This is a genomic window from Bradyrhizobium sp. LTSP857, assembly GCF_000938285.1.
In the GTDB taxonomy this organism is placed as follows: Bacteria; Pseudomonadota; Alphaproteobacteria; order Rhizobiales; family Xanthobacteraceae; genus Bradyrhizobium.
Genome location: NZ_JYMS01000019.1, coordinates 218958 through 238182, shown reverse-complemented (window position 1 = coordinate 238182; position 19225 = coordinate 218958). Strand labels below are relative to the sequence as shown.

At 63.6% G+C, this 19225-nt stretch carries 21 protein-coding genes; 8 read left to right on the top strand and 13 right to left on the bottom strand.

All coding sequences use genetic code 11. The annotated features are described in order from the left end of the window. Window positions 1-241: 241 nt before the first annotated feature. Window positions 242-2407: a malate synthase G gene (locus UP06_RS10885; RefSeq protein ID WP_045002533.1), complete on the top strand. Its 2166-nt coding sequence runs from the start codon at window positions 242-244 to the stop codon at window positions 2405-2407. 88 nt (window positions 2408-2495) lie between these two features. Here the strand turns inward: UP06_RS10885 and UP06_RS40695 are convergent, their stop codons facing one another. Further along, complete coding sequence (locus UP06_RS40695; protein ID WP_084292245.1) at window positions 2496-2651, bottom strand: Thivi_2564 family membrane protein; 156 nt, start codon at window positions 2649-2651, stop codon at window positions 2496-2498. A gap of 272 nt (window positions 2652-2923) precedes the next feature. Here UP06_RS40695 and UP06_RS10880 point away from each other — a divergent pair, with 272 nt between their 5' ends. Next, complete coding sequence (locus tag UP06_RS10880; RefSeq protein ID WP_045002532.1) at window positions 2924-5017, top strand: methyl-accepting chemotaxis protein; 2094 nt, start codon at window positions 2924-2926, stop codon at window positions 5015-5017. Window positions 5018-5210: 193 nt separating this feature from the next. Here the strand turns inward: UP06_RS10880 and UP06_RS10875 are convergent, their stop codons facing one another. Together UP06_RS10875 and UP06_RS10870 are read right to left on the bottom strand one after the other, a co-directional pair. Further along, complete coding sequence (locus tag UP06_RS10875; protein ID WP_045002531.1) at window positions 5211-5876, bottom strand: DUF2865 domain-containing protein; 666 nt, start codon at window positions 5874-5876, stop codon at window positions 5211-5213. An 18-nt stretch (window positions 5877-5894) separates the two neighbouring features. Beyond that, on the bottom strand, window positions 5895-6677 hold the full coding sequence (locus UP06_RS10870) for a L,D-transpeptidase (RefSeq protein ID WP_045002530.1): 783 nt from the start codon (window positions 6675-6677) through the stop codon (window positions 5895-5897). A gap of 208 nt (window positions 6678-6885) precedes the next feature. Here UP06_RS10870 and UP06_RS10865 point away from each other — a divergent pair, with 208 nt between their 5' ends. From UP06_RS10865 to UP06_RS10840, 6 genes are all read left to right on the top strand, one after another. Next, on the top strand, window positions 6886-7998 hold the full coding sequence (locus tag UP06_RS10865) for an AI-2E family transporter (RefSeq protein WP_045002529.1): 1113 nt from the start codon (window positions 6886-6888) through the stop codon (window positions 7996-7998). Window positions 7999-8074: 76 nt separating this feature from the next. After that, the gene (locus tag UP06_RS10860) at window positions 8075-8446 is read left to right on the top strand and encodes an ElaB/YgaM/YqjD family protein (protein WP_045002528.1); all 372 of its coding nucleotides are present in this window, start codon (window positions 8075-8077) and stop codon (window positions 8444-8446) included. 76 nt (window positions 8447-8522) lie between these two features. Beyond that, window positions 8523-8978: a hypothetical protein gene (locus UP06_RS10855; RefSeq protein ID WP_045002527.1), complete on the top strand. Its 456-nt coding sequence runs from the start codon at window positions 8523-8525 to the stop codon at window positions 8976-8978. Window positions 8979-9165: 187 nt separating this feature from the next. Further along, window positions 9166-10308: an OpgC domain-containing protein gene (locus UP06_RS10850; RefSeq protein WP_045002526.1), complete on the top strand. Its 1143-nt coding sequence runs from the start codon at window positions 9166-9168 to the stop codon at window positions 10306-10308. Between the two features lie 105 nt (window positions 10309-10413). After that, the gene (locus tag UP06_RS10845) at window positions 10414-11022 is read left to right on the top strand and encodes a TetR/AcrR family transcriptional regulator (RefSeq protein ID WP_045002626.1); all 609 of its coding nucleotides are present in this window, start codon (window positions 10414-10416) and stop codon (window positions 11020-11022) included. Window positions 11023-11081: 59 nt separating this feature from the next. Then, entirely contained in the window at window positions 11082-11441 is a 360-nt protein-coding gene (locus tag UP06_RS10840; RefSeq protein ID WP_045002525.1) for a RidA family protein, read from the top strand. A gap of 17 nt (window positions 11442-11458) precedes the next feature. Here UP06_RS10840 and UP06_RS10835 read toward each other — a convergent pair whose 3' ends face one another. From UP06_RS10835 to UP06_RS10790, 10 genes are all read right to left on the bottom strand, one after another. Then, window positions 11459-13114 (bottom strand): CHASE domain-containing protein, encoded by a 1656-nt coding sequence (locus UP06_RS10835; protein WP_045002524.1) that lies wholly within the window; start codon window positions 13112-13114, stop codon window positions 11459-11461. Between the two features lie 297 nt (window positions 13115-13411). After that, complete coding sequence (gene ureG / locus UP06_RS10830) at window positions 13412-14035, bottom strand: urease accessory protein UreG (protein ID WP_045002523.1); 624 nt, start codon at window positions 14033-14035, stop codon at window positions 13412-13414. A 157-nt stretch (window positions 14036-14192) separates the two neighbouring features. After that, window positions 14193-14921 carry an urease accessory protein UreF gene (locus UP06_RS10825; protein ID WP_082081331.1) on the bottom strand — a complete coding sequence of 243 codons (729 nt, stop codon included), beginning with the start codon at window positions 14919-14921 and terminating at the stop codon, window positions 14193-14195. Then, on the bottom strand, window positions 14902-15525 hold the full coding sequence (gene ureE / locus UP06_RS10820) for an urease accessory protein UreE (protein WP_045002522.1): 624 nt from the start codon (window positions 15523-15525) through the stop codon (window positions 14902-14904). The genes UP06_RS10825 and ureE overlap by 20 nt, the downstream gene beginning before the upstream one ends. 11 nt (window positions 15526-15536) lie before the next feature. Continuing rightward, the gene (locus UP06_RS10815) at window positions 15537-15836 is read right to left on the bottom strand and encodes a putative quinol monooxygenase (protein ID WP_045002521.1); all 300 of its coding nucleotides are present in this window, start codon (window positions 15834-15836) and stop codon (window positions 15537-15539) included. A gap of 24 nt (window positions 15837-15860) precedes the next feature. Further along, window positions 15861-16160: a putative quinol monooxygenase gene (locus UP06_RS10810; RefSeq protein WP_045002520.1), complete on the bottom strand. Its 300-nt coding sequence runs from the start codon at window positions 16158-16160 to the stop codon at window positions 15861-15863. A gap of 126 nt (window positions 16161-16286) precedes the next feature. Then, the gene (gene ureC / locus UP06_RS10805; protein ID WP_045002519.1) at window positions 16287-18002 is read right to left on the bottom strand and encodes an urease subunit alpha; all 1716 of its coding nucleotides are present in this window, start codon (window positions 18000-18002) and stop codon (window positions 16287-16289) included. Between the two features lie 34 nt (window positions 18003-18036). Continuing rightward, entirely contained in the window at window positions 18037-18504 is a 468-nt protein-coding gene (locus UP06_RS10800; RefSeq protein WP_045002624.1) for an endonuclease domain-containing protein, read from the bottom strand. Window positions 18505-18596: 92 nt separating this feature from the next. Then, entirely contained in the window at window positions 18597-18902 is a 306-nt protein-coding gene (locus UP06_RS10795) for an urease subunit beta (RefSeq protein WP_045002518.1), read from the bottom strand. A 9-nt stretch (window positions 18903-18911) separates the two neighbouring features. Beyond that, complete coding sequence (locus tag UP06_RS10790) at window positions 18912-19214, bottom strand: urease subunit gamma (protein WP_007605424.1); 303 nt, start codon at window positions 19212-19214, stop codon at window positions 18912-18914. Window positions 19215-19225: the final 11 nt, after the last annotated feature.

The following is a 19225-nucleotide window of genomic DNA, read 5'->3' as shown; positions in this document are numbered from 1 at the left end:
CCCGCCCTCCCCCGCAAGGGGGGAGGGAGCACAGTTGAGCGCGTGGCGCCGAGCCGGGCTCGATCGTGCGAACGAGCCAGGTCCCCACCTCGCCTTGACATTTTGACAGACCTTTAGGGGCCTTCTCACCGCCCCGATTTTGGGGCTAATAAGGCCCCGAAAGCCGCTCCCTGTGGGCGCATTTTGCTGCTGTCGGGTCAAAAGCAGCCAAAAACAGCCATTTCCAACAAGAAAGACCACCATGAAACGCGTCGATGCCCACGGACTGAAAATCGCCCCCGTCCTGTTCGATTTCATCGCCAAGGAAGCGGCCCCGAAAACGGGGATCGCGCCGGATGCGTTCTGGGCCGGGCTTGCCGCCATCATCAAGGAGCTGGGGCCGAAGAACCGCGCGCTGCTCGCCGTCCGTGACACGCTCCAGGCCAAGATCGACGACTGGCACCGCGCCAACAAGGGCAAGGCGTTCGACCTCAATGTCTATACAGCCTTCCTGAAGGAGATCGGCTATCTCGTCCCTGAACCTGCGACGCAGAAGGTCGAGACCATCAATGTGGACGAGGAGATCGGCAAGATCTGCGGCCCACAGCTCGTCGTGCCCCTGACCAATGCGCGCTATGCGCTGAACGCGGCGAATGCGCGCTGGGGCTCGCTCTATGATGCCTTCTATGGCACCGACGCCATCCCGCACGATCCGTCCGAGGGCGGCAAGGGTTACAACAAGGCGCGCGGCGACAAGGTGATTGCCAAGGCCAAGGCGTTCCTCGATGCCGCCGTGCCGCTCGCGACCGGCAGCCACACCGACGTCACGGCCTATAGCGTGGTCGCGGGCCAGCTCGCGGTGAAGCTGAAGAGCGGCAATGCCACCGCGCTGAAGAACGCCGCGCAGTTCGCGGGCTTCCAGGGCGAGGCGGCAGCACCTTCCGCGGTGCTGCTCGGCAACAACGGCCTGCATGTCGAGGTCAAGATCGACCGCAACAGCGTGATCGGCAAGGACGATCCGGCCGGTGTCGCAGACATGATCATGGAATCTGCCGTGTCGACCATCCTCGACATGGAGGATTCGGTTGCCGCCGTCGATGCCGAAGACAAGGTGCTGGTCTATCGCAACACGCTAGGCCTGATGAACGGCACGCTGTCGGCCGATTTCGAGAAAGGTGGCAAGACGCTGACCCGTTCGCTCAACACCGACCGCAGCTACAAGACACCGGACGGCAAGGGCGAGGTCAAGCTGCACGGCCGTAGCCTGCTGCTGATGCGCAATTGCGGTCACCACATGTTCACCGACGCGGTGCTGGACGAGAAGGGCGAGGAAATTCCCGAAGGCCTGCTCGATGCCGCCGTCTCGGGGCTTCTTGCCATCCACGACTTGAAAGGCAACTCGAAGACCAAGAACAGCCGCACCGGATCTGCCTATATCGTCAAGCCGAAGATGCATGGCCCCGACGAGGTGTCGCTGACCTGCGAGATCTTCGACCATGTCGAGAAGATGCTGTCGCTGCCTGAGAACACACTCAAGGTCGGCATCATGGACGAGGAGCGGCGCACCACCGTCAACCTCAAGGCCTGCATCCAGCGCGCCTCCAAGCGTATCATGTTCATCAACACCGGCTTCCTCGACCGCACCGGCGACGAGATCCACACCTCGATGGAAGCGGGTCCGATGATCCGCAAGAACGAGATGAAGGCGCAGGCCTGGATCAAGGCCTATGAGGACTGGAACGTCGACATGGGCCTGATCGACGGCCTGCCCGGCCACGCCCAGATCGGCAAGGGCATGTGGGCGGCGCCCGACAAGATGGCGGACATGCTGGTGCAGAAGCTTGCGCATCCGCAGGCCGGCGCCACCACCGCCTGGGTGCCGTCGCCGACCGCGGCGACCTTGCACGCGCTGCACTACCACCAGGTCAACGTCACCGCGCGCCAGCAGGAGCTGACCAAGGGCGGTCCGCGCGCAAAGCTCTCCGACATCCTCACCATTCCGGTGTCGAAGTCGAACTGGGCGCCGGACGACGTCAAGCAGGAGATCGACAACAACTGCCAGGGCATTCTGGGTTACGTCGTGCGCTGGATCGACCAGGGCGTCGGCTGCTCCAAGGTGCCCGACATCCACGACGTCGGCCTGATGGAAGACCGCGCCACCTTGCGCATCTCCAGCCAGCATCTCGCCAACTGGCTGCACCAGGGCGTCATCACCGAAGCGCAGGTGATGGAATCGCTGAAGCGCATGGCCGTCGTCGTCGACAAGCAGAATGCGGGCGATGCCATCTACAAGCCGATGGCGCCGTCATTCGACGGCGTCGCCTTCAAGGCGGCCAGCGACCTCATCTTCAAGGGCCGCGAGCAGCCGAACGGCTACACCGAATACATCCTCACCGCGCGCCGCCGCGAGGCCAAGGCGCTTGGCTAAGAAGGCGGCGGGCTGAGGCTGGTCATACAAACACCGCAAGCCCCGGCTCACGCCGGGGCTTTTTTGTTTGGGGATCCGTCCGCGCCCGCTAAAACACCGCGAGATATTTCAGCAGAGACACGATGCCGATGATGATGACGACGACGCGCGCGATCTGCTTGGCGCGGCCGTCCATCGGCAGCATGTTGATGAGATAGAGCACGAGGATGATGACGAGAAAGGTGACGAGTACGCCGACCAACATTGCAGGGCCCCCTTCAGGCAAATTGCTAACGGTATCCTAACGCCTGTTGCTCGCGTCGGTTCCATTCGGGCAACCCATTGCAACTTCTAGTAAATGCGTACTTCTACCAGCAGGCTGGCTGCCTAAAACTTTACCCTTTTCGTTTCAGATGCCTAAACCGTATCTCGCCAGCCGCGAACGGTATGCAATTGCCGATGCTGTCGCGCCCCCCTGTTTTCTGATGTTGCCGGGCGCCGTTTGCGACCTTTGAGAATGGGAATTGGGGGATTTCGATGTTGAATCGTCTGACCGTGTCCGCGCTCCTGAAGGCGGTGATCGCGATCACATCGATCTGCGTGGTGATCGCGCTCTCGCTCACCGCCTACGAGTCCTGGGATCGCCTCAAGACCACCAACCGCATCTCGCATATCGCCGACGCCTCCGCCGATCTGTTCAAGGCGATGCACAATCTGCGCACCGACCGCTCGACCACCACGCGGCTCCTGAACGCGACCGACCCGCTCGACCCCGAAATCGAAAAGTATCTGCGCGCGCTCCGCGACGCCCAGATGCCGGCGATGGCACGTGCGCTCGAGCTGTTGCCGACCAAGGACTTCCCGCAATCGGGCACGATGGTGCCGGAGCTTGCGCGCCTCAACAAGTTGCTGATCGAGGAGCAGAAGCAGTTCTGGGAGGAGGTCGCCAAGCCCAAGGACCAGCGCCGCGCGGGCCTGCCGAAGGAATACATGGACACGACGCAAGGCCTGCTCGACGTGCTCGATAAGCTGTCGAACACGCTGGCCGCCACCGTCAACCACCAGGACGCCGAGATCGACCAGCTGCTATCGATCAAGCAGAACGCCTGGCTGCTCCGCAACACCGCCGGCGAAGCCTCGCTGATCGTCGCCAACGGGCTTGCCGCCGGCAAAATCACGGCGGAGGGCCGTTACGCCTATACCCAATATGTCGGCGGCACCGCCGCGATGTGGAAGGCACTGGACTTGTCGACCTCGGGCATGCAGTTGCCGCCGGCGCTCGCCTCGGCCATGGCCGCCGCCAAGACTGCCTATTTCGAACCGCAATATCTGGCTCTGCGCGACCGCCTCGCGGATGCGCTGGTCAAGGGCGAGAAGCCCGAAATGACGGCGAACCAGTGGAGCCCGCTCACGGTCGGCCGCATGGCAAGCGCGGTCGCGGTTGCTGAAGGCGCCCTCGATGCTGCGAGAGCCCACACAGTGGAGCAGCGCGGCGCTGCGCAACGCGCACTGACCGTGCAACTCGTGCTGTTGGCGCTCGCCATCGGGCTCGCGGTCGGCGCAATCATGCTGGTCAGCCGCCGCGTCATCCACCCGCTCAACACCATCCGCGACGCCATGCTGAAGGTTGCTGGCGGCGATCTTGCCGTCGACAGCGGCTATCTCGACCGCAAGGACGAGATCGGCGCTCTCGCCGGCGCGCTGGAGACCTTCAAGCAGCAAGCCATCGACAAGCTCGAGATCGAGGAGCACGAGCGCGAGCGCAATGCCGGCGCCGCCACACGCCAGCGCGCAGTCGAAGCCTATGTCGGAGAGTTCGAGGGCGCGGTACGCAAGACGCTCGGCGAATTGAGCGATGCCTCCGGCGCAATGCGCAAGACCTCGGTCGATCTGTCGGCCGTGTCGCGGCAGACCAACGACCGCGTCCAGGTCGCCGGCAAGGCGTCCAATGATGCCTCGATGAGCGTCGACAGTGTCGCCGCCGCTGCCGAAGAGCTCAGCGCCTCGATCAACGACATCAGCCAGCAGGCCGCGCATGCCGCTGGCATCGCCGGCCGCGCCGTCACCCAGGCGCGCGAGACCGATGGCACCGTGCAGGGACTGGCCAAATCCGCAGGCCGCATCGGCGAGGTCGTCGGCCTCATCAACACCATCGCGCAGCAGACCAATCTGCTCGCGCTCAACGCCACGATCGAGGCCGCACGCGCCGGTGAGGCCGGCCGCGGCTTTGCCGTGGTCGCCTCCGAGGTGAAATCGCTGGCGAGCCAGACGGCGAAGGCGACCGAGGAGATCTCCGAGCAGATCGCCGACATCCAGAAGGTCGCGGGCGACGCCATCAATGCGATCCAGACCATCGGCGGCATCATCGGCGAGGTCAACGAGGTCGCCACCGCAATTGCCGCCGCCGTGCAGGAGCAGGGCGCAGCGACCCAGGAGATCACCCGCAGCACACAATACGCGGCGCAGGGCACCAAGAACGTCTCGGACAACATCACCGGCGTCAAGGCCGACGCCGATGCCGCAGCCGCCTCCGCTGAAAACGTGAAGCACGCCTCCGAGCTGCTGGAGACCCAGAGCCGCCAGCTCGGCCACGAGGTCAGCGACTTCTTAGGCAAAATCCGGGCGGCGTAACGCTGGCGCTACAACCTCCGTGTCGTCCCGGCGAAGGCCGGGACCCATAACCACAGGGAGAAGTTTGGCGGATTACGCCTTCTTCGCTGCCAAGACCGCCATCCCTCGATAGATCACGCGATATGGGTCCCGGCCTTCGCCGGGACGACGGCGGAGATTGAGGCGCCGGCATCGCTTCACACACGCTGCCGCGCTACTCCTTCGCCACCACCGGCAGCTGGCGGAATTTGGCGCGCACGGACTCCGGTAGCGGCGAGAAGTTCATCGCGATGCCGCGACGGTCGTTGGCATTTCGGTTGGCGACTACCAAGCCGTCGTTGCCTGCGACGATGTCGCCCTTGCGCAAGGTGGGATCGTCCTCCGCCTTCACCGGCGCTAGCCCGGTCGAATCCTTGCCGTTGCAGGTGCAGCCGGCAACGATCTCGTTGCGGTAGCGGAAGGCGTTAGGCAGATCGGAATAGGATTTTCCGGCCTCGGTCGAGGCGTTGTCGATATTGCTGCCATACACCAGTGAGGTTTCCGAAGTCGGGCAGAAGCTCTTGCAGGATTGCGCCTTGCTCTCGGCATCAGCGCCCTGCGCCGGGAAGTAGCGGCCGTCGCAACCGCGCACGCAATAGGCCGTGCCCCCGCCATAGGCCGCGCGCTGACGCGGCGCGTCATAGCGCGGCATGTCATCGTTGGAGAACGGCATACGAATCTCCGGAGCGGGCCGCCCACGGAAGCCGCCGAACAGTGCCGAGAAGAAATCCTCCGCATGCGCCGACGGGGTCAGCGCGAGGCCAAGAGAGAGGCCAAGAGAGGCGACGGCGAAGACCGCCGCCGCATTGCGCCCAAGTTTGCTGATCGAACGTTTCGCCATGTGAATCTCACTCAACTCTTAGTTCACAGCCGACGTCGAGATATTCAGCGCCTGCCGCCCCGAAGGCAGCGTCGTCACGGCCGGGCGCTTGCGCCAGGAATCACTCCCCTTGTCTCCATCTCGCGCCATCAAGGGCGCGTTCTTCGGCAGCACCACGACCTTGGCGCCGACATTGACCCGGCTGAACAGGTCGGTGACGTCCTCATTGGTCAGGCGGATGCAGCCGGAGGAGACGAACTTGCCGATCGTGGTGGGATCGTTGGTGCCGTGGATGCGGTATTCGCTGGAGCCGAGATACATCGCGCGCGCGCCGAGCGGATTGCCGGGGCCGCCGGCGACGAAGCGCGGCAGATAGGGCTGGCGGGCGATCATCTCGGCCGGCGGATGCCAGTCCGGCCATTCCGCCTTGCGGGTGATGCTCTGCACGCCCGCCCAGGTAAAGCCCTGACGGCCAACGCCGACACCGTAGCGGATGGCACGGCCCTGGCCGAGCACATAGTAGAGATAGGTGTTGGCGGTATCGATGACGATGGTGCCGGCCGGCTCGTTGCGATCGAAGCTGACGATCTGCCGGCGCAGCCGATCTGGCAGCGCGGCATCGTCGGCGGCGGCCTGCGGCGCCTCGCTTGTGTAGCCCTGCGAATAGGTCTGGTCCTGCGGATACCCCTGCGGCTGCATCGGCGCATAGCCGAGCGTCTGGGCCTGTGCTGCGAACGGCACCGTCAGCAAAGCTGTCGCAAAGGCAAAAGCGGCGACGGCGCGCGGCGAGAAGCGGCGATGGGCTTCCGAGAACTTTGTCATGTGCTGCCCCGTGGAATGTCTGCATCTTCAGTGATGCGGCTTCCCAACAAACGCAGCAGAACCGACTCAAGTTCCATCGCCCTCTGCGGCAATGACGTCACAGTCAAGCGAGCTTAACTTCACGAAGCCGCGATGGAACCGTAACGGCCCCCCGGCGTTTTCCGATCACCAACGGGCGCCCGGACACCTCCGTGCGGGGAGAGCTATTGTGCGCGTCCTTCCCTCTGAACGTCTGATGCCCGGCAAGAACGAAGGCACACCGCTCCCCGATAGCCACGGCGAGCTGCCGCCGGTGATCCGCCGAACCGAGTTCGTCGCCTTTGCCCTCGCCGGCCTGCTCCTGATCGCCATTGTCGCGGTACTCTATGCCGCCAAGGCGTTCTTCCTCCCGGTCGTGATGGCCATCGTCGCCGGCACCATGCTGTCTCCGGCCGCGAGCTTTCTGGAGCGGCGGCACGTGCCTCGCGCCCTCGGCGCCGTGCTGATCGTAATCGCGGTGACGACGGTTGTCGCGTTCGTCGTCGCGCTGATTACCGTGCCCGCAATGGAGTGGAGCTCGCGCCTGCCGGAGCTGGGCGCGCAGTTGAAGGAGAAGGCGCATGTCTTCGACCGGCCGCTGGCGCTGTGGAAGGAGCTGCAGACCATGGTCGGCGGCTCCGAGGGACTGCCGAGCGTCCCCTTGCCAAAATTCGATTGGGTGCAACCGACGCTGGAATTCCTGTCGCCGACCTTCGCCGAATTCCTGCTGTTCTTCGCCACCCTGATCCTGTTCATCGCGAGCTGGCGCGATCTTCGGCGCGCGATGATCATGAATTTCAGCGATCGCGATGCGCGGCTGCGCACGCTTCGAATCCTCAACGAGATCGAAGTTCACCTCGGCAACTACCTGCTGACCGTCACCGTCATCAATGTCGGCGTCGGCATCGCCACCGGCATCGTCTGCGCGATCACCGGCATGCCAAATGCGGCCGGACTCGGCGCGCTTGCGGCCGCGCTCAACTTCATCCCGATCATCGGGCCGGTGGCGATGTTCGCCGTGCTGGCCGTGGTTGGGCTGGTCGCCTTCCCCACCATCGGCGGCGGCCTGGTGACGGCACTCGCCTTCGGCGGCGTAACTTTCCTGGAAGGACACTTTGTCACGCCGACCATCATCGGCCGCAGGCTGTCGCTGAACGCGCTCGCCGTATTCATCGCTCTCGCGTTCTGGACCTGGCTGTGGGGACCGATGGGCGCATTCCTGTCGTCGCCGCTCCTGATCGTTGCGCTGATCCTGAAGGAGCATCTCGCGCCGGCGGATTCGCCGCAGCTTCCGCAGGGGTAAGGGGTTTCGACGACGGAACTTCCGTCACAACGAAACGTTTTCCGCTCATCTCACCGCCAACAGTTCGGAGCCTGTAATGTCAATAACCGACGGCGAAGCCAGGATGAGAGACTGGACCGAAAAAGCCACCGCAGAACGCCTTGAGAAGGATGTAGCAGCCGTGAAAAACGATATCGCCGCCCTCACCGACCAGATCACCGACGCGCTCAACACGTTTGCAAACGCGACGGGCAAGCAGGCCCGGCGGGGCTACAAGCAGGCGCGCGAAAACATGGATTCGACGCTCGATGACATGTCGGATCGCGGCAGCGCGATGATGGGCGCGGCGCAAGACGCTTACGGCTCGATCGAAGAGACGCTGGAAGATGCGATCACGCAGCGGCCGCTCGCGACCGTCGGCATCGCGCTCGGCATCGGCTTCCTGATCGGCGCGGTCTGGCGCCGTTAAGGCGCACGCCGGATGGGTTACGGCGGCGCCTCAGCGCCGCCGGGATTGGCTTGTGGGGATTTTGAGGAGCAAGTCCATGTTTCAACGCATCATCGACGGCATCAGCGCCTCGACCGGCACGACGGTCCGTCTGACGTCGCTCGCAGCGGGCGCCGCGTTCGCGCTCTTCATCACCACATGCTTCCTCTGCGCAGCCGCCTTCATCTCCGTCCTGGAGAAATATGGCCCGGTGCAGGCCTGCCTCGCCGGCGCCGGCATCTTCTTCCTGCTGACGCTCACTGCGGCGGGGAGCTATTGGGGCTACAAGCGGGAGATGCGGAAGCGCGCCCGGATCGCCGCCGAGCGTGCCGCCAAGTCGACGGCACAAAGCATGCTCGCCGACCCCATGCTGCTCGCCACAGCACTCCAGATCGTCCGCGCGGTCGGCGTCAAACGGCTGCTGCCGATCCTGGCGATCGGCGGCGTCGCGCTCGGGATCATGGCAAGCCGCGCCGGCACATCGGATGAGGCTTCGGCCGAACCGGCCGAGTAGCGATGAGACCGCGTTAAGAAAGTTGCGCCGCCGACCGGAAGAGCAGGCTCGTTGAAATTCGACGGCGGAGTTTGCGCAATTTTTCATCAGCCGCAGTAAATCCGTCCCTATTCACGCAAACGCTACTCGGATAGGCAGGTGGTTGCCGCTAAAAGCAGCGCCCTGATTCCAAAAGCCATTTTCCGAGATGAAACCGTCCGTCAAAGCGAACCTCGCTGCATTCCATCACGACGCCAGGCTCTATTTGACGCTCGGCATCGCCAACTGGTCGATCTTCGTCGACCACATCCCGAACAATGTCGTCAACCTGCTGACGCTGCGAAACTTCGGCTTCAGCGGCGCTGCTGATCTGTTCGTGTTCGTGGTGGGCTATGGCGTCGCCGTCATCCACGGCAAGATGTCGCTGGAGCGCGGCTATGTCGTCGCGGCGACGCGCATCTTCCGCCGCGTCTGGCGGCTGTACGCCGCCTATGTCGTGCTGTTCGTGATCTATATCGACACCATCGCCTATGTCGCCTCGCAATCGATGGCACCGGAGATCATCAGTGACTACAACATCTCCGGGATACTCGAACATCCGCTGCGCATCCTGGTCCGCGGCCTCGTGCTCCAGGAAGAGCCGCTGAACCTCGATCTGCTGCAATTGATGATCCCGCTGATGGCGTTCTTTCCGCTGGCGCTGTGGGGGCTGTTGCGACGGCCAAACCTGACGCTGGCGCTGTCCATCGCGTTCTATTTCGCGGCACGCTGGTTCGAGTGGGGCTTCCGGACCTATCCGGACCAGGAATGGACCTTCAATCCGTTCTGCTGGCAGATGCTGATGGTGCTGGGCGGCTGGTTCGCCGTGACCGGCGCGTCCGGCCGCGCGCTTCACGGCATGCGCTGGCTGCGGGTGCTTGCGGGCGCCTATCTCGTGTTCGCGATGGGCATCACGCTGATGCGCCATTCGCCGGCGCTGTCGGCCTACCTGCCGGATATCGTGCTCAACAACATCTCGCCGACCGACAAGGAAAACCTCGCGCCCTATCGCGTGATCCACTTCCTCGCGCTCGCCTTCCTGGCGACGCATCTCATTCCGGCCGACCATCCTGGCCTGCAATTGAAGCCGCTTCAGATGGTGATCAAATGCGGTGAGGAGTGGCTTGCCGTGTTCTGCGTCGGCGTCTTCCTGTCCTTCGCCGGCCATCTGATCCTGATCACGGGAGCCAATCTGGTCGTGATGCAGATTGGGGTGAGCCTGGCCGGCTTCGCGGCAATGACGGCGGTCGCCTATTACATCTCCTGGTCGAAGCGGCAGGACGAGCCGGCGGCCTTGCGGCAGCGGGCTTAGCCGGGTCAGTTCACGCGATTCCACTAGGCCGGACGCCGCAGCTGCGCTATGCGGGGCGGAGCGGCCGCAGCAATGGCGGCTCCCCGCAAGGAGACCCGCTTGGTCATGGCGAAAGGCACGAGTGATACGGCCGAGAGCGCACCCCGGCGCGGCCGACCGCGCTCGATCGAGACCACCAACGCCATCCTCGAAAGCGCCTATGCGCTGATGGCCGCGACCGGCCTCGCCGCCACCACCATCGATGCCGTCGCGCGCCACTCCAGCGTCTCCAAAATGACGATCTACAAATGGTGGCCGTCGCGGGAGGCGTTGCTGATCGACGCCTTTCTCCATCACGCTGCGCAAATGCTGCCGCTGCCGCCTGAGAGCGCCGGCACGCCGGTGGCGCGCGCGCGTCGCCATGCCGCGGCCTATGCCGAGGCATTGCAAGGCGAGTTCGGCAAAGTGCAGCTCGCCGTCATCTCCGAATGCATCTCCAAGACGGGCTCGGCCGAGCTGTTCTACACGCGCTATCTGCAATTCCGCCGCGACGCGCTGGTGGAGATGATCGCCACGGGTCAAAAGGACGGCAGCATACTAGCCGAGGGGCCGGCGGAGGATCTCTACGACGCGATCTATGGCAGCCTGTTCTATCGCTATGTCTTCGGCATTGCGCCGATCACGCCTGCTTACGCGCGCAATCTGGTCGACCTGGTGTTGCGGCCGAAGGGCTAGGCCGGTAGCTGAATGCGCTCGACATCCGCCCCGATTCCCACAGGAGCATCAGTCTCATCATGATCAAACGAATCTCGCCATACGCAGGGCTGCTCCACGAAGTGGTCGAGCATGGAGGCGTGCTCTACATCGGCGGAATCGTCGCCGAGGACACGAGCGTCGACATGTCTGGCCAGGCAAACGATGTACTTGGCCAGCTGTCGCAACTCCTGAAGACTCTTGGGGCCGACCTGACCAGCGTATTGCAGGTGACCATCTTCGTTACGAATCTGAGCGAGAAGACCGCATTCAATGCGGCCTGGAAGGCGCATTTCGCGGAAGCTCATCTGCCGGCGCGCGCCATCGTCGGTGTGGCCGATCTCGGTCCGGGCGTCAAACTCGAGATGACCGCCATCGCGGCTCGGCCGACCTCTGCCTGAAGCGCAAGTCGAGGCGTCTACCGCGCCGGCTTCACCGGCTGCGAAAGCTTTTCCGTGCGGTCGCGCTCGGTCATGTCGACGACCGTATCCATCGGCGCGGTCAGTTCGTAGACGTAGGAGACGTCGGTGAAGTAGCGCTTGGCGGTGCCGCCGAGCGCTTCGGGCGCGACGCGGTCGAGCAGGATCAGGCCGAAATCGGAATCCGGGCGGCGCGTCGCCTCGCTGGTGTTGAACTCCTCCCAGCGGAACTGGAAGACCTCGGGGGCTTCCCCGGTCACCGTCCAGTTGGCGGTGATATGCGGGTGCTTGCCGACCAGCGACAAGCCTTCGTCGGAATGCGAGGCGAGCTCGAAGAACAGCAGCGACAGGCTCTGCGCAGCGCGCGCGCTGACCGCGATGTCCGGGCCGCTGACGGCGATGCGATCGGCATGGGGAATCGCGCGCGCCTCGAACAGGCCTTTCAGCTTGACGCCCTGCCACTGACTTTCGCTGAGCAGCGAAACCACGTTGGACATGGCGTGGATGCGACCGATCAGGAGCTCGCGCGCAACATCGATGTCCGAGCCGTGGCGCAGCGTGCGCGTCACGATCGACTGGATCACGGCGAGGATGTTCTTCACCCGATGATTCAGCTCGTCGATGACTGCCGTCAACCGCCGCTCGAAGCCGATGCGCACCTGGATTTCGCGGCTGAGCCTTAAGTTGTTGTAGGCGACGTAACCGAACAGGCCGCACACCATTGCGGTGATGGCGAAACCGATCGCCGCCACGATGATCGCAGTCTGCTCGGCGCGGCGCGCGGAATTGGTCTTCGCGTAATAGCCGAGCTGCCAGTCGCGCCCACCGAAGCTCACGGTTCGCGTCGCAGAGGGCGCCGGCCCGTCCGTCGCGGTCATGCGGGTCGAGACGACGCCCTGATCGTTGGCAATGAGCTCACTACCCTCCTTACGCGGGTCCTTGAGCGCGACCGAGAACAACGACAGATCGTCATTGGTCAGCATCAGCGAGGCGAGCTCGTAGGAAAAAGTGATGAAGCCGACCGGCTCCGTTGCCCCCTCGGGAATGACAGGGGCAGCGACGATGACGCCAATCGGCCCATTCTCGCGCAGGAGCGGAACCGGGTCGGAGGCGACCGACCGCTTCTCGATCCTGGCACGGGCCAGCATCGCACTTCGCACCTGGTCCTGGTTGTAGCTGCGACCGGGCAGCGACTTGGTCTCGTCGCTGCGCGGCTCGAGGTCCATCAACACGTCGATCGGCTGAGTGAGGCTGGCCGGGTCGATCGGCTTGTCATTGTAGTCGCGGATCTGCGATTTCGGGAAGCCGGCCGCCGCGATCGCGGCCTGCGCTGCAACCAGTTCGTTCGGCTGAAGCCGGGCGACCCAGCCAGCCACCACGAAATCGGTCTTGAAGGCGTAGATCGCCGAGCGCAGCGGCTCCAGCATATTGGGCTTCAGCACCGACGGCGCGCGGAACAGGCCTGAGGCGACACGCGCCAGCAGCTCACGTTCGGTCGACCTGTCCTGGACAAGGCTCGCATGAACGTCGATCGCCCGCGCCAGCGCAATCCGGTCCAGCGCCAGCTCCTGGTCGTGGACGCGATAGGCCGCGAGCCCGGAGAGCAAGGCTCCGAGCAGGGCGATAAAGCCGATGATGAAACCCAGCCGGACCACGCGACTACTCAGGCGGAAGCAGGAGGTCGGCAATAAACACGGAGCATATGAACGCCGCTCGAACGGCCATGTGCCGAAACAGGGTGGACCCCAGTGGCGGAGATAATGAAGGAGGAGGCATCTATACGCAACTTGGGTTGCCCAAAAAGCTTAATTCGTCCGGCCGATTGTCAGGCCAGGACAGATTGCTCCGGGCACCGGAGGTAGTTAATCGCCGTGTCCAAAATTTGTTCCGCAGGGCCGGCCTTGCCCCAGAAGTTAACGGCGGACAACGCCTGCGCTATGTCGCCGCGCCCGTCAGCCCGCGCGTTTCAGCCCGCCTTTGGCCTCGATGAAGCCGACGATGCGATCGAGCCCCTCGCTCTTCTTCAGGTTGGTCATGACGAAGGGACGTTCGCCCCGCATCCGCTTGGCATCCGTTTCCATCTTCTCCAGCGACGCCCCGACATGGGGCGCGAGGTCGATCTTGTTGATGATCAGAAGGTCGGACCGGGTGATGCCGGGGCCGCCCTTGGACGGGATCTTGTCGCCGGCCGCCACGTCGATGACGTAGATGGTGAGGTCCGCAAGCTCGGGGGAAAAAGTGGCAGCGAGATTGTCACCACCGGACTCGATCAGCACGAGGTCGAGCCCCGGAAATTTCGCGCGCATGTCGGCCACCGCGGCGAGGTTCATCGAAGCGTCCTCCCGGATCGCTGTGTGCGGGCAGCCGCCGGTCTCGACGCCGGCGATGCGGTCCGGCGTCAGCGAGCCCGAACGCACCAGGAATTCCGCATCCCATTTGGTGTAGATGTCATTGGTGATCGCCGCGATGTCGTAGCGATCGCGCATGGTCTTGCAGAGCAGGTCCATCAGCGCGGTCTTGCCCGATCCGACCGGACCACCGACGCCGACACGCAAGGGGCCGTGAGATTTCGACATGCTCTCTCCTAATGTCGTCCCGGCGAAGGCCGGGACCCATAGCCACCGAACTCAGTCGATGCGACAGGCTGTGGCTGCGTTCTTCCATAACCACACACATCTGTGGTTATGGGTCCCGGCTTTCGCCGGGACGACGGTAAGTTAGATCCCGTACCGCTCACGACCTGAACAGCCGCGTATATTGCGTCTCGTGCCGCAGGCTGGCGAGGTCGGCGCGGAAGGTTGCGCTGCCGAGATCGTCCTGTGTCGCAACCAGTGCACAATGTGCGGTCGTGGCGACGGCAGCCTCCAGCCTCACCAGAACACGCTGGCTGTCGGTCTGGCCGAGCGGAACGAGCCGGCTCGCCGCCGAGATCCAGTTCGAGACCAACGCGTGCAGGAAGGCATGCAGTGTCGGCACCAGCGGCACGCCATGCATCGCCGCGACCACGCCGACGGCAACAGGATAGACCAATGGCGTGCTGCATGCCGCGACCATGGCATCCAGGCCGTCGGCATCCCATGCGGCGCGAGTGATGTCGATGAAAGCGCGCCCCTGCGAGGTGGTCTCGAGCTGCCGCTCGCGCGACGGCACGAAGGCGGCGGCAAGCTCGGCGATCTCGCGCAGAACAGCGTCCTCCCCCGCCTCGGCGGCACGATAGGCATGGACCAGGAAGGTCGCATCGCAAAACCCGGAACCGTCTCCGAGCATCGCATCGAGCCAATCGGCGAGCGTTGCCGTATCGACAATGTCGCCCGCCTCGACCGCCCATTCGATGCCGCTGGAATAGGAGAAGCCGCCGACGGGGAACGCCGGCGACAACCAGGTCATCAGCCGGTACAGCGCCGCCGCCTCGCGCGCGGCGAGGTCGCCGGCACTGGCCAGCTCATTTGTGGTCATGAGCATGGTTGTGGCCGTGATGATGGTCGGGGTGGTCACAATGCTCGTCGTGGTGATGATGATCGTGGCCATGGTCATGCGCCGCATGATCATGACCGTGATGATCATGGTGGCCATGATCGTGGTGATCATGCCCGTGATCGTGATGCGCATGCTCATCGTGGCCATGCGCGTGGCCCGCGTCGGCATAAGCCCCGCCTTCGGGATCGAACGGCGCCTCTATCTCGATCACGCGCGCGCCGAGCCCCTTCACCATGGCCTCGATGACGTGGTCGCGGCGGATGCGCAGGCTCTTGGCCATGATCTGCGTCGGCAGATGACGATTGCCGAGATGCCAGGCGACGCGGATGAGGTGGTGCGGATCGTGACCGCGGATCTCGAGCAGCGGCTCGGGCGCCGCGACCACTTCGACCAGCCGGCCGTCCTCCAGCACCAGCGCATCGCCGCCGCGCAGTGCGACGGCGTTTTCCAGGTCGAGCAGGAATTCGAGCCCCCGCGTCCCCGTCATCGCCATGCGGCGTCGGTGCCGATCGTCGAAATCGAGCACGATCGTATCCGCCGGCGTTTCCGTGAAGCGGTGCTGCCCCTTGACCTGCGTCGCCCGGATCATGCGCTATATCCTCAGAGCTTCTCGACCTTGCCGTCGCTGATGATCTCGATCACCGTCGGCGCCGTCTTCATCTGCGCGGAATATTCACGCCACACCTTCATGTGCGGCGCTTTGCCGTGGGCGTTGAGATCCTCGCGGGTCTCCCAACGCTCGACCACCACATACTGATTGGGGTTGTTGACACTGACATTGCCGTCATAGGAGAGGCAACCTTTCTCCTTCAGCGTCTCGACGGTGCAGGCCTTGTGCCCCTTGATGAAATCGTCCTTGTTTTCCGGCTTCATGGGCGTGGTGGCGATGACATAGATCATGCGGGTTATTCCCTGTTGTTCTTGTTAGCGAACGTCGACCTTCTCGGGCGTGATCACTTCGATCTTCGGCGGTGCCGTAAAGCACTTCACCGCGACGCGGCCGAACGTCTTCATGTGCTCCTGGCCACGATGCGGCACCAGCGCCTCGGCATTCTCCCACTGCTCGACGAACACCATCTTGGTGGGATCGGTGACGCTCTCATGCAAATCATAGGCGATATTGCCGGGCTCCTTGCGCGTCTCCTTGATGCAGGCGGTGGCTGCTGCAATGAATTCGGCGCGCGTCTCGGGCTTGATAGTCAAGGTGGCAACGACGTAGATCACGAGAAATCCTCCCGGCTTTTCTTCTGGGTCAAGATACCGGGCGGGACCTTAGACCAGCCGGGATCGAACGCAAAACCGGAAAAGCCGCCCCGGACATGCGCCGGGAACATGCGTTGAGGCGCTATTTCAGTACATGAAATATCGCTGCGCCATCGGCAGCACCTCGGCGGGCGCGCAAGTGAGCAATTCACCGTCAGCGCGAACCTCATAGGTCTCGGAATCGACCTCGATATTGGGCGTTGCGTCGTTGTGGATCATGCTCTTCTTCGAGATTTTGCCGCGGGTGTTCTGGACCGCATAGAGCTTCTTGTCGATGCCGAGCTTGCGCGCCAGGCCGCCGGTGATCGCGGCCTTCGAGGTGAAGACCACGGAAGATGCCGTGCGCGCCTTGCCGAAGGCGCCGAACATCGGCTGATAGTGCACCGGCTGCGGCGTCGGGATCGAGGCGTTGGGATCGCCCATGGGAGCGGCGACGATCATCCCGCCCTTGACGATGCAGTCCGGCTTGACGCCGAAAAAGGCCGGCGACCACAGCACGAGATCGGCCATCTTGCCCTTCTCGACCGAGCCGATCAGCTTTGACACACCGTGCGCGATCGCAGGATTGATCGTGTATTTGGCGATGTAGCGCTTGACGCGGAAATTATCGTTGTCCTTGCCCTTGTCCTGCGGCAACGACCCGCGCTGCTTCTTCATCTTGTCGGCGGTCTGCCATGTCCGGATGATGACCTCGCCGAGGCGGCCCATCGCCTGGGAGTCCGAGGACATCATCGAGAGCGCGCCGAGATCGTGCAGGATGTCTTCGGCCGCGATGGTCTCCTTGCGGATACGGCTTTCGGCAAACGCCAAATCTTCCGCGATCGAAGGATCGAGGTGGTGACACACCATCAGCATGTCGAGATGCTCGTCGATGGTGTTGCGCGTGAACGGCCGTGTCGGATTGGTCGAGGACGGCAGCACGTTCTTCAGACCGGCAACCTTGATGATATCAGGGGCGTGGCCGCCGCCGGCACCTTCGGTGTGGAAGGCGTGGATGGTGCGGCCCTTGAAGGCCTTGATCGTGTCCTCGACGAAGCCGGATTCGTTCAGCGTGTCGGTGTGGATCATCACCTGGATGTCGTAATCGTCGGCGACCGACAAGCAGTTGTCGATTGCCGCCGGCGTCGTGCCCCAATCCTCATGCAGCTTCAGCGCGCAGGCGCCGCCCTTGATCATCTCGACCAGCGCGGCGGGGCGCGAGGCGTTGCCCTTACCGGAAATGCCGAGATTGACCGGGAAGGCGTCGAACGACTGGATCATCCGCCCCATGTGCCAGGGTCCCGGCGTACAGGTGGTGGCGAAAGTGCCGTGCGACGGACCGGTGCCGCCGCCAAGCATCGAGGTGACGCCAGACATCAGCGCGTGCTCGATCTGCTGCGGACAGATGAAATGGATGTGGCTGTCGAAGCCGCCAGCGGTGAGGATCTTGCCCTCACCCGCGATCACGTCGGTGCCGGGGCCGATGATGATGGTGACGCCCGGCTGGATGTCGGGATTGCCAGCCTTGCCGATCGCCGAAATCATGCCCTCCTTGATCGCGACGTCGGCCTTGACGATGCCCCAGTGATCGACGATCAGCGCATTGGTGATGACGGTGTCCGCCGCGCCCTGCTTGTTGGTCACCTGCGACTGGCCCATGCCGTCGCGGATCACCTTGCCGCCGCCGAACTTCACCTCCTCGCCGTAGATCGTGAAATCCTTCTCGACCTCGATGATGAGATCGGTGTCGGCGAGCCGCACCTTGTCGCCGGTGGTCGGGCCGAACATGTCGGCATAGACGGAACGTTTGATTTTGACGGACATCACTAGCCCCGTTTGCGTTTGAAAGTTTGCATGCTTATGCCTCCCCGACGCCGTCGGACGCACCGCTCTCGCCGTTAGTTAGGGACGCATTGCCGGAAGGGTTCCCTCCCCCCTTGCGGGGGAGGGTTAGGGAGAGGGGTGCCGCTTGCTCCGCAGCCTCGACAATAGAAAGAACAACGCCCTCGAGATTTTTCATCACGTCGTCGTTGGTAAATCGCAGCACGCGATATCCGCGAGATGCGAACCATTGGTCGCGCTGTTCATCGTGGCGGATACGTTCTTCGAAATCGTGGCTCTCGCCATCGAGTTCAACGATAAGCTTGCAGGAATGTGCGACGAAATCCGCAATGTAGTGCCCCATGGGAGTCTGGCGACGAAACGCCAAGCCCGCGAGACGGTCGGCCTTCAGGTAGCGCCATAGCAATGTCTCCGCACGAGTCATCTCGCGCCTCAATCGTTTGGCGCGATGGCGCTGAATCTCGCTGACCTCGTCGTGCGGCATACCCCTCTCCCCAACCCTCCCCCGCAAGGGGGGAGGGAGCCCGACCATTGTGCTCACCTCACTGTGGATCACGCCGCGCGCCTCAACCTGCCCTACAACTTCCCCATCACATCGCCACGAAAACCGTAAATGGTCTTCTTGCCGGCGAGCGCGACTAGCTGGACGTCGCGGGTCTGGCCGGGCTCGAAACGCACGGCAGTGCCGGCGGCGATGTCGAGACGCATGCCGCGGGCTTTCTTGCGGTCGAACTTCAGCGCCGGGTTGGTCTCGAAGAAATGGTAGTGCGAGCCGACCTGGACCGGGCGGTCGCCGGTGTTGGCGACCGTGAGCGTCACGGTCTTGCGGCCCGCGTTGAGCTCGATCTCGCCGTCCTGGATGAAGAGTTCGCCGGGGATCATGTTGGGCTCCTATCGGATCGGCTCGTGCACCGTGACGAGCTTGGTGCCGTCCGGAAAGGTCGCTTCGACCTGGATGTCGTGGATCATCTCGGGGATGCCGGGCATCACCTGATCGCGGGTCAGCACCTGCGCGCCGGACTGCATCAGCTCGGCAACGGTGCGGCCGTCGCGCGCGCCTTCGAGGATAAAATCGGAGATGATTGCGATCGCCTCGGGATGGTTGAGCTTGACGCCGCGATCCAGCCTACGGCGCGCCACGATCGCCGCCATCGAGATCAGAAGCTTGTCCTTTTCGCGGGGAGACAGGTTCATGCGAAATCTCT